The sequence below is a fragment of the Microbacterium sp. NPDC076911 genome, from assembly GCF_040687125.1.
In the GTDB taxonomy this organism is placed as follows: domain Bacteria; phylum Actinomycetota; class Actinomycetes; order Actinomycetales; family Microbacteriaceae; genus Microbacterium.
Map to the genome: position 1 here is coordinate 382,870 of NZ_JBFBMP010000002.1, position 15,144 is coordinate 398,013.

Consider the following 15,144-nt stretch of genomic DNA (forward strand, 5'->3'; position numbering starts at 1 on the left):
CCTGAGGGTGGGCGTGGACGGTGCGACGCGTGAACGCGACAGCCCTCCAGAGTAGGCCTGAGAGTTCCGCGAAAGCAAGGTCTATTTTCCCACCCGTGGAGCGCGCGAGGGGCATACGGTGAAGAGATGAGCGAAATCGAATATGATCTCATCGTTATCGGCGCCGGAGCAGTGGGTGAGAACGTCGCGGGACGCGCGGTCGAGCGAGGGCTGCGAACCGCAGTCGTGGAGTCAGAGCTCGTCGGCGGCGAGTGCTCCTACTGGGCGTGCATGCCATCGAAGGCGTTACTACGAAGCTCGGCTGCGTTGCGCGCGGCAAAGAATCTGGATGGCGCGAAGCAGGCTGTCACCGGAACGCTCGATGCGGCAGGTGTATTGCGGCGCCGCGATGCGATGACCCACGACTGGAACGACTCGTCTCAGGTGGAGTGGCTCGATGGCGCCGGGATCGATCTCGTGCGAGGACATGCCCAATTCGCCGGTAAGAAGCGCGTGCGCGTCACTGCCGACGATGGCACTGTCACCGATCTGGTCGCCCGAAACGCGGTCGCGGTCTGCACCGGATCAGCGGCAATGCTGCCCGACACTCCAGGGTTGAAAGACATCAAGCCATGGACGAGTCGCGAGGCGACGAGCGCTCACGAGATTCCGGACTCGCTGGCGGTGATCGGGGGCGGGGTGGTCGCGGTTGAGATGGCAACCGCGTATGTCAGCCTCGGAGCCGCGGTGACCATGATCGTTCGTTCTGGATTTCTGGGAGGTATGGAACCGTTCGCCGGCGAGATGGTTGAAGCTTCCCTCAAGGAAATGGGCGTCACCGTGCTCAATGGCGTCACCGCCACCGCAGCACAGCGCGACGGCGACACTGCAACGCTCGAGCTTTCTGATGGCAGCACGGTAACCGCCGAGCAGGTTCTCGTTGCAACCGGCCGCACCCCGCGCACCGGTGACCTCGGCTTGGAGAACATCGACCTCACACCTGGTGACTGGTTGAGCGTCGACGACACAATGCTGGTTCATGGCACCGATTGGCTCTATGCCGTCGGAGATGTGAACCACCGAGCGTTGCTCACCCACCAGGGCAAGTATCAGGCGCGCGCTGCCGGAGACGTCATCGCTGCGAGAGCGCAGGGCGAATCGGTCGACGACCAGCCTTGGGGCGCTCATGTCGCAACAGCGGACCGCGCGCATGTTCCGCAAGTAACGTTCAGCGACCCCGAAGTTGCTTCGGTCGGCCTGACCGAGGCTGCCGCACGCAAGGCCGGGCGCAACATCCGGGTTCTCGACTACAACCTGGCGTGGGTGGCCGGCGCCAGCACGTACTCCGACAACTACGAGGGCATGGCGCGAGCGATCGTCGACGAAGACCGCGGCGTGATCATCGGCGCAACCTTCGTGGGTGCCGACGTTGCCGAGTTGCTGCACTCGGCGACGGTCGCTATCGTCGGCGAAGTTCCCATCGCGAGGCTGTGGCACGCTGTGCCGGCCTATCCGACGATCAGCGAAGTCTGGTTGCGCTGGCTCGAGGCCTACGGTCGCCCCTAGCTGACCTGCGAGCCGCCGCTTTCGCGATCGAGAAGAGCTTGCTTGACCTCGACCCCCCATGCGAATCCGCCGAGAGCTCCCCCAGTGCGAAGCACGCGGTGGCAGGGCACGAACAACGCCGGAGCATTCTTGGCACAGATGGATGCTGCCGCACGTACCGCGCGAGGACTGCCGAGCGCGGTGGCGAACTCCGCGTACGTCAACGGCTGCCCGGGTGTGATCTCGCGAAGCGCGGCCCAGCCAGCGCGCTGCATTTCGGTGCCCGGCTGCGACACCGGGACCGTTCCGATGGCAGCAAGGTCTCCGGCGTAGTACGCAGCCACTGCGGCAGCAGCATCCGTTCTCCCCTCGACCAGCTCGGTGGGCCGTGATGCTGGCGCGAGCCGAGCGAGGATGGCTTCGACGTCGCCCGTCCAGCCCGAAGCCATGACCGCACCGTCGGCATCCTCGATGATCGTGAAGGGTCCGTCTGGAGTGTTGATCGTGTGCAGCGTTGCGGTAGTCATGCGGACTCCTTGATCAGTTGCGACTGAAGGTTAGGCTTCTTACGTGTGGGGCGTAGCGGAGCGTTGCGCCAAAGATGTGCGGTGAGATAGCTGCGCCACGGCGCCGCTCGCGCGGCCCAGACCTCGAAAGGTCTGGGCTCGGCAGGAACGCCACATGCGGCAGCGCCCGCTCGAACAGCAACGTCTCCGGGTAGCGTCACATCGGGGTCTCCCAACACGCGCATACGCACGTAATCGGCAGTCCATGGTCCGATACCCGGCATCGCCAGCAACGCTGCGCGCTGGTCAGCGCCGTCGTCACCCGTTGTGAGAGTCAGCGTGCCGTCGGCGAGAGCCGCTGCCGCGCCGGTGACAGCTCGAATTCGGGGCGCTGGCCCACGCAGCACCTCGTGCCCGTGTTCGGCAATGGCCGCCATCGTCGGAAACAGGCGCGTGTTCTCGAAGCCGTCGTCAATGTGCTCACCGAGCGCGTCAGTGAGCGCCGTCAAGGCGGTGCGGGCGGCAGCCACCGTGATCTGTTGCCCGATCATCGCGCGGATCAGCATTTCGTGCGGGTCAGCCGCTCCCGGAACACGAATGCCAGGCACTCGGGAAACAGCCGCCGTCAGTTCGGGATGCTGCGCCAGTGCCGCATCAATCGCAATCGGATCAGCGTCCAAGTCGCACAGCCGACGCGCGCGCGTGACAATCACCGGCAGGTCTTTAAGCTGGGTGACCCTCGCGCGCAGACGCACTCGGTGCTCTGAATCAACGCGAATCTCAAACCACGCAGGCCCCGACTCAAGCCGCAAGCTACGCGAGAACGAGCTGTCGGTAGCTGTCTCGACGCCCGGTACCGCGCGCGCCGACATCCACGCGAAGATCCCGGTCGAATCGAGCGGCCCCCGGTACGCAAGCGCGAGATCGATCGCGCCGGGCGCTACCTCTTGTGCGGGCGACTGCCGGCGCGAGCGCCGAGCACGCAACTCGCTCGGCGTCATGCCGAACACTTCACGCACGGTGTCGTTGAACTGGCGCACGCTTGCAAATCCGGCGGAGAATGCAACGTCGGCGGTAGGCAGATCGGTGCCGACGAGCAGCAACCGGGCCGTGTGAGCACGGTGCGCGCGTGCGAGGGCAAGCGGGCCCGCGCCGAGCTCGGTCGTCAGCAGTCGGGAAAGGTGCCTCGACGAATACCCGAGGCGGCGCGATAGACCAGGAACACCTTCGCGTTCCACCACCCCATCCGCGATCAACCGCATGGCACGCCCTGCCGTATCCCCACGCAGGTTCCACTGGGGCGACCCCGGTGCCGCTTCAGGAAGGCAGCGCTTGCAAGCCCGATATCCGGCTTCGTGGGCTGCCGCGCTGGTGGGAAAGAACGAGACGTTTGACGGCTTCGGCGTGCGAGCGGGACAACTCGGACGACAATAGATGCCGGTCGAGCTCACCGCTGTGACGAACTGTCCGTCGAAGCGAGTATCGCGCGCGTCAATGGCACGGTATCGCTCGTCAAAGGTCATGCTCGGGATGCTCACGTGTCTAGCCTGACACGGGGACGCAGCATCCACTCGCGGAAATCGGACATTGCGGTTGCGCGACCTTATCGCTCACTCACGCAACCGCGCCGTGACGAATCAGTGGAAGAAGTGACGCTCCCCGGTGAAGAACATCGTCACACCGGCTGCTTTCGCTGCATCGACTACCTCTGCGTCGCGGACAGATCCGCCCGGCTGGATGATCGTTTTGATACCCGCGTCAATGAGCACCTGAGGGCCATCGGCGAAGGGGAAGAACGCGTCGGATGCTGCGACCGAGCCCGCCGCTCGATCGCCCGCACGCTCGACGGCGAGTCGACACGAGTCAACGCGGTTCACCTGGCCCATGCCGATACCGACCGTGGCCGAACCGTGGGCGAGCACGATGGCATTCGACTTGACCGCACGGCACGACTTCCACGCGAAGATGAGGTTGGTCATGTCTTCCTCTGCGGGCCGTTCGCCCGAGACCAGCTCCCAGTCTTTGGCAACTGATTCGATGTCGTCGGGGAAGCGGTCTGCGTCTTGCAGCAGCAATCCGCCAGAAACCAGACGCACGTCCATGCGCTCCTGCTGCCAGTCCGTGGGCAGCTGCAAGACACGCAGGTTCTTCTTGAGCTTGAATACCTCGAGCGCTTCGGGCGCGAAGTCAGGCGCGACAATCACCTCGGTGAAGATATCGCGCAGATTCTCTGCCATTTTCAATGTCACCGTGCGGTTCGCCGCGATGACTCCGCCGAAGGCCGATACGGGGTCGCACTCGTGGGCACGAAGATGAGCGCTGGCAATCGGGTCGAGGGCGTTCGGGGCTGACACCGCGATCCCGCAGGGGTTTGCGTGTTTGATGATCGCGACGGCGGGTTTCACCATGTCGAACGCGGCGCGAAGCGCGGCATCGGCATCGACGTAGTTGTTGTACGACATGCTCTTGCCCTGCAGTTGCGTGGCCTGCGCGATGCCGTGGCCACCCACGCGCGAGTAGATTGCTGCGCGCTGGTGGGAGTTCTCGCCGTAGCGGAGGGTCTCAAGTCGTTCAGCTTTGATCGTGAGGTGCTGCGGAAGCCCCTCGCCCTCGAGCGTCTCTTCGGCGAACCATGTGGAGACGGCACTGTCGTACTCGGCCGTGTGCGAGAAAGCACGCGCCGCGAGGTCACGGCGTTGGGTGAGCGTGGTGCCGCCCGCTGACACAGCGTCGATGATTGCGGGATAGGACTCCGGCGAGACCACGATGGCCACGTTTGCGAAGTTCTTGGCGGAGGCACGCACCATTGCTGGTCCGCCAATGTCTATCTGCTCGACAACTTCGTCGCCCTGCGCGCCCGAGCGCACGGTTTCCACGAACGGGTAGAGGTTCACGACAACCAGTTCGAACGGCTTGATGCCCATCTCATTCAGCTGCGTTTCGTGGTCTTCCAGGCGCAGGTCTGCCAGCAGGCCGGCGTGCACAGCAGGGTGTAGTGTCTTCACCCGTCCGCCCAACGACTCAGGAAAGCCCGTGACGCTCGCGACGTCCGTGACGTCGTAGCCAGCGTCGCGGATGGTGGCGGCAGTCGACCCCGTTGAGACGATCTCTACCCCTGCATCAGCGAGCGCCTTCGCGAGAGGAAGAAGGTTCGTCTTGTCGCTGACCGAGACCAGCGCGCGAGAGATACGCACGGCATCGCGGTGACGGTAAAGGGCGGGGTCGTGGCTCGGGCCGGCCATATGAGGCTCCTCGGGGTAGACGAGTGGAAAATCAGGAATGGTTGTCAGAAACGGTGGCGAGATCTAGGTCACCGGTGGCCACACGACGTACAACATCAATCAGCAGTCGGCGCTCAACAGGCTTGATGCGCTCATGCAGCGCGTGTTCATCATCACCGCGAAGCACGGGAACACGTTCCTGCGCGAGAATCGGCCCCGAATCAACGCCGTTGTCGACGACGATCACACTCGCTCCGGTCTGCGATACGTCTGCGACCAAGGCATCCCGCACGCCATGGGCACCAGGAAACTCAGGAAGGTACGCGGGGTGAGTGTTGATGATGCGTGGCGACCACTCATCAACCAACGAAGAAGGCAGCAGACGCATGAGTCCGCTCAGCACGACGAGGTCTGGCTGCCATACCTTGAGTTGCTCACCGAGCTCTTTGCCCCACGCTTCGCGAGAGTCGAACTGCACCCACGGTACGAAGAAAGTCGGAATCCCGTAGGCCTCGGCGTGTGCGAAGCCTGGCGCTTCGCGATCGGCGCCGACGGCGACCACTCTCGCAGGAAAATCGGGGTCGGCGGCTTCATCGAGCAGGGCGCGAAGGTTCGACCCTGTGCCCGAGATGAGAACGGCGACCGTGAGCACGAGTTCAGTCTAGTGGCGCGGTGAGTTGCGCTTCATTCGAGGGGAGATCAGCTGTGGCTTCGCGGCGTGGCGACAACAGCAGAATGCTGACGCCCAGCGCGACTTCCAGGCCGATCGCCAGCGCTACTGGCCCAGCCTCAGGACCCAGCTGCGCCAAACTTCCTGGGCCGAACGAGCCCGACGCCATAGCAGCCAGCACGGCGCAGCTTGCCGCAGACAACACGGCGATACCGCCAGCGATCGCTAATCGCGGGCCGATCAGCTCACGCGAAGATGCATCGGCATGACCCATACTCTCCTGCGTCACGACCAACCGAGACCGCGCGACCCATCCGGCAAACACACCGAATGCGACCGGGACGAGAGCCAACAACAACAACCAGCCGGAAACGTCATCTGGCAGCATCCCAAAAAGCGGAATTCCTGGCATGATTCCCGACGTCACTCCCGCTGGCGCAACGACAAATCCCGCGCCGAGAGTTACACCTGGCCCCGCGATGAAGGCGATCGCCCAGACGATGAGCGTCGGCAGATACGCGAACTGCGCAAGGGTCACCATGACCGCGCCCAGAGCGTCAACGTTGCTTGACTGGTAGAGCGCAACGATCTCGCCTGCTCGAAGAGTCAGAGCGACAGCCGTCAGCACCGCGGCGGCGCCGACCAGCCCCATGATGACGATTGCCGTGCCGCGAACGATCAAGCCGGGCACTTGCGCCCACTCTTCGCTCGTTCGTCCGCACCATTCGCGCACTGAGGCGGTCGCACCATGACCGGCGTCACGCCACTCTGTCGCTATCGCGCCAGCAACGGCCGGCAGCCCGAACAACAACGCAGGAAAGAGCACTGCTTGCCACAGCTCTACACCGGCAGTGTCATTGACAGAGGTCAGTGCGATCACGCTCGCGAACGCCGCGACAGCAACAGTGCCGGTGCCGACGCCGGTGATCCAGGCTTCGGCGTTCGACGCGCGCATTCCCGAGCGTGCCGCGAATACGACAACGAAGGTCACGAAAGCGAGCGGTGCGAACGAAAGGGTAAACGAGGCGGCCGCTGCATCGATGCCAGTGGCGGTCAAGTACTCAGCAGGCAGTTGGATGCTGAGCGGCACCAGCATGGCGAACTGCCAGATCGACGCTGTCGTGGGCCACAGTGCTGCCCAGTCGGCGCCCGGCAGAGCGACGACCCACAGCACCGTGAGCGGAGCCAGGATCGCTGCAATACCAACGGCCACCGCGATGGTGGCATCAACGGCGGCGAGGAGGAGGACGATCAGTCGGTTCATGCCTCAACGACCCTACCTCTGCCCATGTGGTCATCTTCGGAGATCCACACAATGAGCAACGCCGCGTCGCCCGGCCCTGCGCACCCGATCTACGCGTCGCGGGGCTCCAGCACGAAGACCGCGATCTGTCGATCGGTCTTCGTCTGATACTCGTTGTAGTCGGGCCACACCGCAGCGGCACGCTGCCACCACAGCGAACGCTCTTCGCCCTCGAGCTCTCGCGCCGTGTAGTCACGACGATCTGCGCCGTCTTGCAGTTCTACGTGAGGCTGCTTGCGCATGTTTCCGCCCCATGCCGGCTCTTGGGGTGCCCCGCCCATGGAGGCGACCACGGCGTACTCGCCTTCGTGTTCAACCCGCATCAGCGCGGTCTTGCGCAGTGCCCCGCTCTTCGCGCCGACGGTGGTCAGAACGATGATGGGAACACCCCGCATCGTGTTGGCTTCCGTGCCACCCGATGCTTCGAACTTCTCGGCTTGGGTGCGAGCCCATTCAGACGTGGACGGCTTGTACTCTCCGGTCAGCGGCATGCCTTCATGTTAGTCGCGTCGAGCCAGCATGGAACATGCACACACAAAGCGGGGTGGATGCCCTAGCATCCACCCCGCTTTCTAAACGTGGTTACAGACCTGCGATTATTTCGCGCATGAGATCTGCGGTCTCGGACGGCGTCTTGCCGACCTTGACGCCCGCAGCTTCAAGCGCTTCTTTCTTCGCCTGAGCGGTTCCCGCCGAGCCGGAGACGATGGCGCCAGCGTGGCCCATGGTCTTGCCCTCGGGGGCGGTGAAGCCAGCAACGTAGCCAACAACCGGCTTCGTGACGTTCGCCTTGATGAAGTCTGCGGCACGTTCTTCAGCGTCGCCACCGATCTCACCGATCATGACGATGGCTTTCGTCTCGGGGTCTGCCTCGAACGCAGCCAGCGCGTCGATGTGCGTGGTGCCGATAACCGGGTCGCCGCCGATGCCGATTGCGGTCGAGAAGCCGATCTCGCGCAGTTCGTACATCATCTGGTAGGTCAGCGTGCCCGACTTCGACACGAGGCCGATCGGGCCCGTGCCAGCGATGTTGGCCGGGGTGATGCCGACGAGCGACTCACCAGGGGTGATGATGCCGGGGCAGTTCGGACCGATGATGCGGGTCGTGTTGCCCTTGCTCTGCGCGTATGCCCACGCCTCAGCGGTGTCGCCGACGGGAACGCCCTCGGTGATGACGACGAGCAGACCGATCTCGGCGTCAATCGCCTCGACCATCGCGTTCTTGGTGAAAGCCGGGGGCACGAACGCGATCGACACGTCTGCACCCGTCGCCTCCATCGCTTCGGCGACAGATGCGAACACCGGAAGTTCGACGCTCGAGCCATCAGCCGCGAAGTGCGACACCGTGGTGCCAGCCTTGCGTGCGTTCACGCCACCGACGACATTGGTGCCCGCCTTCAGCATGAGTGCCGTGTGCTTGGTGCCTTCGCCGCCGGTGATGCCCTGGACGATGACCTTGGAGTCCTTGTTGAGGAAGATCGACATTTCTCTACAGTCCTTGTTTCTCGCGGGCGATCAGGCGTTGGCCAGTTCGGCGGCCTTGTCGGCGCCCTCATCCATGGTCGAAGCCAAGGTGACGAGGGGATGGTTGGCGTTGCTGAGGATCGCGCGACCCTCTTCAACCTTGTTGCCATCGAGGCGAACAACCAGGGGCTTCGATGCGGCATCGCCGAGCGTCTCAAGGGCGCCGACAATACCGTTGGCAACAGCATCACACGCGGTGATGCCACCGAAGACGTTGACGAAGACGCTCTTGACCTGTGGGTCGCCGAGAATCACGTCAAGGCCAGCAGCCATGACTGCCGCCGAGGCTCCGCCGCCGATGTCGAGGAAGTTGGCGGGCTTCACGCCGCCGTGCTTCTCACCGGCGTAGGCCACGACGTCGAGGGTTGACATCACAAGGCCTGCACCGTTTCCGATGACTCCGACCTCACCATCGAGCTTGACGTAGTTGAGGTCGTTCGCTTTGGCCTTCGCCTCAAGCGGGTCAGCGGCATCTGTGTCTTCGAGCGCTTCGTGCTCGGGGTGACGGAAGCCAGCGTTCTCGTCGATCGATACCTTGCCGTCGAGTGCGATGACCTCGCCCTCTTCGGTGAGAACGAGGGGGTTGACCTCGACGAGCGTCGCGTCTTCACCCTTGTAGACGTTGTAGAGCTTGACGAAGACGTCGCTCACTTTGTCAACGAGGTCGGTGTCAAAACCTGCGGCTTCGGCGATTTCGACGGCCTTCTGCTTGTCGATACCCGCATTCGGGTTGACCTCGATGCGGGCAAGCGCCTCGGGGCGCTCGACAGCGAGAACTTCGATCTCAACGCCACCCTCGACGCTGCACAGCGACAGGTAGGAGCGGTTGGCTCGATCGAGCAACACCGAGAAGTAATACTCCTTGGCAATGCGGGCGCCCTGGGCGACCATTACTCGCTTGACGACGTGGCCCTTGATGTCGAGGCCGAAGATCGCCTGCGCGGCTTCATAAGCTTCATCGGGTGTCTTGGCGACCTTCACGCCACCGGCTTTGCCTCGGCCGCCAGCTTTGACCTGCGCCTTGACGACGACAACTCCGCCGATCTTCTCGGCGGCTGCCCGCACCTCCTCCGGCGTATCCGCGACGATACCGGCGAGAACCGGCACCTCGTACTTCTCGAAAAGGTCTCGTGCCTGGTACTCGTACAGATCCACAGTGCATTCCTTCGCTGGGGGCGATGTGGTGGTGGGTGACGCAAAAACGTCTTGATGTCGAGAGAAATCTCAACCGACACCCAAGCCTACTACCGCTGACTAAGTGGTCGTGACGGCGGATACTGCACCGCGGTTCTGCATGCGGTTCGCCGCCCGATCGGTAGGCTCAACTGCCATGAGCGAACCATCCACACCCTCCACCGCGCGCACATCCGTTGTAGCGGCGGCATTGGACTTGTTCGCCACTCAAGGCTTCGACCAGACATCGGTCGAGCAGATTGCCGCAGCAGCCGGGGTCTCACGCTCTACATTCTTTCGACAGTTCGGCGGAAAAGATGACGTCATCTTCGCCGATCACGAGGTAGTTCTCGACCAGTTGCGCGCGTTTCTCGGCGGCAAGCACGACAACCCGTGGGTCGCGGTGCGAGAAGCGTCGCTGCGGGTGTACCAACATTTCGCCGCCGACCCCGAGCTCGCACGGCGGCGCTACACCGTGGTGCGTGAGGTGCCCGCACTTCGCGAGCGCGAAATCGTGACGGTAGTGCGGTACGAACGACTGTTCGATGAGTATCTGCGCAATGCGCTGCCCGGCCTGGACCCTATCGACGCGGTGGGCTTCGCCGCACTCGTCACCGCCATTCACAACCATGTACTGCGCCAGCTCCTTCGCGGTGACAAGCACGTACCGGTGTCGGTGCTGCGCCGAGCGCTCGACGACGCCATGCTCCGTTTCGGTGTCGCCGACACAGACGCCAGTGCACCGGACGATCTCGTCGTGGCAACCTTTCCCCGCACGATGCCCACCGCCGAGGTGGCACGCCGACTGCGTGAGCAGCTCGACGCTGATTAGGGCACTCCTCCTAGGCTGAAGATGAACCGTAGTCACGCGACGCTCGCGCACATACCGAATGGTCGGTTAAGAAAGGAATCTCCCATGACTCGTACCGCTATCGTCACCGGCGCTGCCCGCGGCATCGGTGCCGCCACTGCCCTGCGCCTCGCCGCCGACGGCTACGCCGTTGCAGTGCTCGACCTCGATGAAGCGCAGTGCGCCGATACAGTAACGGCCATCACTGAGGCGGGTGGGCGCGCGATCGCCGTTGGCGCGAATGTTGCAGACGCCGAGGCGGTGGAAAGCGCTGTTGCCCGTGTAGCCGCTGAGCTCGGCGCTCCGACGATCCTGGTGAACAACGCGGGCATCCTCCGTGACAACCTGCTGTTCAAGATGACCGATGACGATTGGGACGCGGTCATGAACGTGCACTTGCGCGGCGCCTTCTTGATGTCGCGGGCGGTCCAGACCCATCAGGTCAAGGCCGGATGGGGCCGAATTGTGAACCTGTCGAGCACTTCTGCCCTCGGCAACCGCGGTCAGGCGAACTACGCCGCAGCGAAGGCAGGCATGCAGGGTCTCACCAAAACGCTGGCCATCGAACTTGGCCGCTACGGCGTTACCGCAAACGCGATTGCCCCAGGTTTCATCGCAACAGATATGACACGGGCGACGGCCGAGCGCATGGGCATCTCATTCGAAGACTTTCTTGCGGGCGCGGCAAAGGAGATTCCGGTCGGGCGTCCGGGATACCCCGAAGACGTTGCCGCGGCGGCGTCATTCTTTTGCTCTGAGGGCGCGAGTTTCACCTCGGGTCAGGTGCTCTACGTCGCCGGTGGTCCGCGCGCATGAGCATTGTGGCCGAGTCCCCCGCCGAGCTCGCATCGTGCGTCGGCGAAGCCGCCACCGGTGAATGGTTCACGATCGACCAACAACGCATCCAGTCGTTTGCCGATGCGACCGAGGACTGGCAGTGGATTCATCTGGATGCTGAGCGAGCAGCATCCGGCCCCTTCGGCTCAACCATCGCCCACGGCTACTTGACGCTGTCACTGCTGCCGCGGCTGACCGCCGGACTGCTTGAAGTAGGCAGAACAGCGATGGTCGTGAACTATGGCCTCGACAAGGTGCGCTTCTTGCAACCGGTGCCGGTTGATGCACGAGTGCGTGCGATCACTGAGATCAGCGGTGTCGAGTCCACCTCGCAGGGTTACCGGGTTTCGCTGAAGACGACCATCGAGCTCGACGGCGCTGAACGACCCGCCCTCATCGCCGAGACGCTCGCGCTGTTCGTTCCCGAGGCCTAACGCACGTGGCAGCGCGAGCTGCTTCCTCGCAAACCGACCATCCGGTATGCTTACGTGTGCACCCATCGCCGGGATGCGAGAGAGGCAGGTCGCAGATGACCGAGGTTCCAGGACTGAACGTCGCCGGGCTTACTGCATGGCTGGATGAGGCCCATCCCGACCTGGCACGCGACGAACTTACCGCCACTGTCATCGCGGGCGGGCGCAGCAACCTCACCTATGCGGTTGAGGGCGCGTCGATGCCCCTGATCGTGCGGCGTCCACCGCTCGGCCATGTGCTCTCGAGCGCTCACGACATGCGCCGCGAACATCGGGTGATCTCCGCCCTCGCAGGCAGTGCTGTTCCCGTTCCCGCGGCGATCGACGTCGTCGACGACACTGACGAGCATCTCGTCACGGGCACCACGTTCTTCGTCATGCAGCGCGCGCCTGGTCGAGTGCTCGCGCATCCCGCGCAGAACGCCAACTACTCCCCCGCGGGTCTTCGTGCGCTCAGCAAAGAACTCATCCGCGACCTTGCTGATCTTCACGCGATCGAGCCGGCATCAGTCGGCCTCGGCGACTTCGGCCGCCCGGACGGCTACCTTGAGCGCCAGCTTTCGACATGGCGACGGCAGCTTGACGCATCCCGATCGCGAGACACCCCCGAGCTCGACGCACTGCAAGCCTCGCTCGCGAACGACACCCCCGTCGCCACCCGCGCGTCGATCGTGCACGGCGACTATCGCCTCGACAACGCCCTCGTCGTCGGCGACAGCGATAGCCCCCATATTTCAGCAATCCTCGACTGGGAGATGGCCACGCTTGGCGACCCGTTCGTCGATCTGGGCATCTTCGCGCTCTACTGGGAGATCGCCGATCTGCCCGGCGCCAGCGGCGCCGTGCCGAGCGCGGTCGACGCCGCCGCAGGCTATCCCTCGTTCGAAGAACTCGTTGAGATCTACGCAGAGCGGGCAGGCACCGGCATCCCCGATCTTCGCTGGTACCGCGCTTTCGCCGCGTACAAGCTCGCCGTGATCCTCGAGGGCATCCACTTTCGCTACCAAGCCGGCGACACCGTCGGCGAAGGCTTCGACCGCATCGGTGCCCTCGTGGCGCCACTCGCATCCAAAGGACTGGAGGTCCGCTGATGGATTTCGCCCCCGACGCTCGCACCGAAGAGATCACCGCCAGAGCCCGCGCCTTCGTCGACCAGCACGTGCTCCCCGCCGAGCCGACACTCAAACAACAGCTAGCGGCAACCCCAGACGAATGGTCTACCCGCCCGATCGTGCGCGAGTTGCAGCAGCGGGCGCGAGACGAGGGGTTGTGGAACCTGTTCCTCCCCGGAGACCCTGCCAAAACCGGCGCTGCGGGCTTGACCAACCTGCAGTATGCACTCGTTGCTGAGGTCACGGGGTGGAGCCCCCAGCTTGCCCCCGCGGCCTTCAACTGCGCGGCTCCCGACACCGGCAATATGGAAGTGCTGAACGAGTTCGGCACCGAGGTTCAAAAGCAGCAGTGGCTCGCACCCCTGTTGCGTGCCGAGATCCGCTCATCGTTCTGCATGACCGAGCCTGATGTCGCCTCTTCAGACGCGACGAACATCGGCACCCGCATTCGTCGCGACGGCGACTCGTACGTGATCTCGGGGCGCAAATGGTGGTCGACGGGTGCGATGAATCCTGACGCCGCGATCTTCATCGTCATGGGAAAGACAGATCCGGATGCTGATCGCCACCGTCAGCAGTCGATGATCCTCGTTCCCAGAGACACCCCCGGTGTGCGCATCGTCAGGCCGCTTTCCGTCTTCGGCTACGACGACCGCGACCATGGCGGCCACGCCGAGGTGGCTTTCGACGACGTGCGCGTGCCAGCAGCGAATCTCATCGGAGAAGAGGGCAGCGGATTCGCCATTGCCCAAGCGCGGCTCGGCCCCGGGCGCATCCACCATTGCATGAGGGCTCTTGGCATGGGCGAGCGAGCGCTCTCTCTAATGACGCAACGCGCCAACGAACGGCATGCCTTCGGGCGTTCACTCGCCGAACAGGGTGTTGTGCGCGAGTGGGTGGCTGAATCGCGCATTCAGCTTGAAGCGCTGCGTTTGCTCGTGCTCAAGACTGCGTGGCTCATGGACACGGTCGGCAATCGCAAAGCGATGACTGAGATTCAGTCGATCAAGATCGCGGTTCCTCTCGCCATGCAGACGATCGTCGACCGCGCGATTCAAGTGCACGGTGGAGCTGGCGTCTCCTCAGACACGCCCCTGGCCGAACTGTATGCGGGCATTCGATCGTTGCGCATCGCTGACGGGCCCGACGAGGTGCACCTTGCAAGCCTTGGCCGAAACGAGCTGCGTCGCTGAGCATGGCGGCCTACTTGTGAGGAATTCCCGCGATCATGCCGCCATCGACAACAAACTCCGCACCGCTGGTGAATGCCGAGGCATCGCTCGCAAGAAACACGATGGTGCCCGCAACGTCGCTCGACACCCCCGCGCGGCCGAGGGGAATGTCTAGACGCGCGGGATCGATGCGGCTACTCATCTCAGACTCTATGAAGCCGGGGTGCACCGAGTTCACCCGAATTCCAAAGGAGCCAAGTTCAACAGCCATCGACTGACTCAGACCCCGCACGCCGAACTTCGACGCCGTGTAACCGTGCAGTCCAGGGCTGCCTCGCATGCCTTCAACCGACGAGATGTTGATAATCGACCCGCGCGACTGCGCCTTCATGACCGGCACGACCGCTCGGCAACCAAAGAACACGCCAGTGAGGTTCACGGCGATCACAGCGTTCCATTTTGCCGTGGTGAGGTGCTCGATGGGCGCCGCGTTGACGATGCCCGCGTTGTTCACCAGCACGTCTATCGAGCCGAACGCGTCGAGGGCAGTGGCCACCGCGGCATCCCACTGGGCTTCATCGGTGACATCGAGAAGCACGAACCGTGCGCCTTCGCCGAGTTCGACAGCGAGCGCGCTGCCCGCTTCTTCGAGGATGTCGGCGATGAGCACTCGGGCTCCCGCAGCGTGCAAGGCACGCACATAGGCTTCGCCGAGCCCCCGCGCGCCGCCGGTGACCAGCGCAACGCGGCCGTCGAGGTCGATCACCGTGGTCATGATG

15 protein-coding genes are annotated in these 15,144 nt (G+C 63.8%); 6 read left to right on the forward strand and 9 right to left on the reverse strand.

Annotated elements, in window-relative coordinates; genetic code table 11:
- Nucleotides 1-126: 126 nt before the first annotated feature.
- Complete coding sequence (locus tag AB0O81_RS04205) at nt 127-1,545, forward strand: NAD(P)/FAD-dependent oxidoreductase (RefSeq protein ID WP_363581543.1); 1,419 nt, start codon at nt 127-129, stop codon at nt 1,543-1,545.
- Here the strand turns inward: AB0O81_RS04205 and AB0O81_RS04210 are convergent.
- The 8 genes from AB0O81_RS04210 to sucC all read right to left on the reverse strand — a co-directional run bounded on the left by AB0O81_RS04210 (nt 1,542) and on the right by sucC (nt 9,903).
- Entirely contained in the window at nt 1,542-2,051 is a 510-nt protein-coding gene (locus AB0O81_RS04210; protein WP_363581545.1) for a methylated-DNA--[protein]-cysteine S-methyltransferase, read from the reverse strand. The genes AB0O81_RS04205 and AB0O81_RS04210 overlap by 4 nt on opposite strands.
- Entirely contained in the window at nt 2,048-3,553 is a 1,506-nt protein-coding gene (locus AB0O81_RS04215) for an AlkA N-terminal domain-containing protein (protein WP_363581787.1), read from the reverse strand. Before AB0O81_RS04215 ends, AB0O81_RS04210 begins: the two co-directional genes overlap by 4 nt.
- 114 nt (nt 3,554-3,667) lie before the next feature.
- Nucleotides 3,668-5,272 (reverse strand): bifunctional phosphoribosylaminoimidazolecarboxamide formyltransferase/IMP cyclohydrolase, encoded by a 1,605-nt coding sequence (gene purH, locus AB0O81_RS04220; protein ID WP_363581547.1) that lies wholly within the window; start codon nt 5,270-5,272, stop codon nt 3,668-3,670.
- Between the two features lie 31 nt (nt 5,273-5,303).
- Nucleotides 5,304-5,903 carry a phosphoribosylglycinamide formyltransferase gene (gene purN, locus AB0O81_RS04225; RefSeq protein ID WP_363581549.1) on the reverse strand — a complete coding sequence of 200 codons (600 nt, stop codon included), beginning with the start codon at nt 5,901-5,903 and terminating at the stop codon, nt 5,304-5,306.
- 4 nt (nt 5,904-5,907) lie between these two features.
- Complete coding sequence (locus AB0O81_RS04230; protein WP_363581551.1) at nt 5,908-7,185, reverse strand: DUF6350 family protein; 1,278 nt, start codon at nt 7,183-7,185, stop codon at nt 5,908-5,910.
- An 89-nt stretch (nt 7,186-7,274) separates the two neighbouring features.
- A complete protein-coding gene (locus tag AB0O81_RS04235) occupies nt 7,275-7,715 on the reverse strand; it encodes a nitroreductase family deazaflavin-dependent oxidoreductase (protein ID WP_363581553.1) in 441 nt (146 codons plus the stop codon).
- Between the two features lie 91 nt (nt 7,716-7,806).
- On the reverse strand, nt 7,807-8,709 hold the full coding sequence (gene sucD, locus AB0O81_RS04240; protein ID WP_363581555.1) for a succinate--CoA ligase subunit alpha: 903 nt from the start codon (nt 8,707-8,709) through the stop codon (nt 7,807-7,809).
- A 30-nt stretch (nt 8,710-8,739) separates the two neighbouring features.
- Entirely contained in the window at nt 8,740-9,903 is a 1,164-nt protein-coding gene (gene sucC / locus AB0O81_RS04245) for an ADP-forming succinate--CoA ligase subunit beta (protein ID WP_363581557.1), read from the reverse strand.
- A gap of 175 nt (nt 9,904-10,078) precedes the next feature.
- On the opposite strand from sucC, the gene AB0O81_RS04250 reads away from it, so the two are divergent.
- From AB0O81_RS04250 to AB0O81_RS04270, 5 genes are all read left to right on the forward strand, one after another.
- On the forward strand, nt 10,079-10,753 hold the full coding sequence (locus tag AB0O81_RS04250; protein WP_363581559.1) for a TetR family transcriptional regulator: 675 nt from the start codon (nt 10,079-10,081) through the stop codon (nt 10,751-10,753).
- Between the two features lie 84 nt (nt 10,754-10,837).
- Nucleotides 10,838-11,587 (forward strand): SDR family oxidoreductase, encoded by a 750-nt coding sequence (locus tag AB0O81_RS04255; RefSeq protein ID WP_363581561.1) that lies wholly within the window; start codon nt 10,838-10,840, stop codon nt 11,585-11,587.
- Nucleotides 11,584-12,042 (forward strand): MaoC family dehydratase, encoded by a 459-nt coding sequence (locus AB0O81_RS04260; protein ID WP_363581563.1) that lies wholly within the window; start codon nt 11,584-11,586, stop codon nt 12,040-12,042. Before AB0O81_RS04255 ends, AB0O81_RS04260 begins: the two co-directional genes overlap by 4 nt.
- 95 nt (nt 12,043-12,137) lie before the next feature.
- A complete protein-coding gene (locus AB0O81_RS04265) occupies nt 12,138-13,172 on the forward strand; it encodes a phosphotransferase family protein (RefSeq protein WP_363581565.1) in 1,035 nt (344 codons plus the stop codon).
- A complete protein-coding gene (locus AB0O81_RS04270) occupies nt 13,172-14,386 on the forward strand; it encodes an acyl-CoA dehydrogenase family protein (RefSeq protein ID WP_363581567.1) in 1,215 nt (404 codons plus the stop codon). Before AB0O81_RS04265 ends, AB0O81_RS04270 begins: the two co-directional genes overlap by 1 nt.
- 10 nt (nt 14,387-14,396) lie before the next feature.
- Here AB0O81_RS04270 and AB0O81_RS04275 read toward each other — a convergent pair whose 3' ends face one another.
- Nucleotides 14,397-15,140, reverse strand: coding sequence for a glucose 1-dehydrogenase (locus AB0O81_RS04275; RefSeq protein ID WP_363581569.1), 744 nt, complete (start codon nt 15,138-15,140; stop codon nt 14,397-14,399).
- Nucleotides 15,141-15,144 lie beyond the last annotated feature (4 nt).

Excerpts from the sequence above, each read along its gene's own strand:
- AB0O81_RS04205 (WP_363581543.1), top strand. The coding sequence starts at position 127 with ATGAGCGAAATCGAATATGATCTCATCGTTATCGGCGCCGGAGCAGTG.
- AB0O81_RS04210 (WP_363581545.1), bottom strand. The coding sequence starts at position 2,051 with ATGACTACCGCAACGCTGCACACGATCAACACTCCAGACGGACCCTTC.
- AB0O81_RS04215 (WP_363581787.1), bottom strand. The coding sequence starts at position 3,553 with ATGACCTTTGACGAGCGATACCGTGCCATTGACGCGCGCGATACTCGC.
- purH (WP_363581547.1), bottom strand. The coding sequence starts at position 5,272 with ATGGCCGGCCCGAGCCACGACCCCGCCCTTTACCGTCACCGCGATGCC.
- AB0O81_RS04230 (WP_363581551.1), bottom strand. The coding sequence starts at position 7,185 with ATGAACCGACTGATCGTCCTCCTCCTCGCCGCCGTTGATGCCACCATC.
- AB0O81_RS04235 (WP_363581553.1), bottom strand. The coding sequence starts at position 7,715 with ATGCCGCTGACCGGAGAGTACAAGCCGTCCACGTCTGAATGGGCTCGC.
- sucD (WP_363581555.1), bottom strand. The coding sequence starts at position 8,709 with ATGTCGATCTTCCTCAACAAGGACTCCAAGGTCATCGTCCAGGGCATC.
- AB0O81_RS04250 (WP_363581559.1), top strand. The coding sequence starts at position 10,079 with ATGAGCGAACCATCCACACCCTCCACCGCGCGCACATCCGTTGTAGCG.
- AB0O81_RS04255 (WP_363581561.1), top strand. The coding sequence starts at position 10,838 with ATGACTCGTACCGCTATCGTCACCGGCGCTGCCCGCGGCATCGGTGCC.
- AB0O81_RS04260 (WP_363581563.1), top strand. The coding sequence starts at position 11,584 with ATGAGCATTGTGGCCGAGTCCCCCGCCGAGCTCGCATCGTGCGTCGGC.
- AB0O81_RS04265 (WP_363581565.1), top strand. The coding sequence starts at position 12,138 with ATGACCGAGGTTCCAGGACTGAACGTCGCCGGGCTTACTGCATGGCTG.
- AB0O81_RS04270 (WP_363581567.1), top strand. The coding sequence starts at position 13,172 with ATGGATTTCGCCCCCGACGCTCGCACCGAAGAGATCACCGCCAGAGCC.
- AB0O81_RS04275 (WP_363581569.1), bottom strand. The coding sequence starts at position 15,140 with ATGACCACGGTGATCGACCTCGACGGCCGCGTTGCGCTGGTCACCGGC.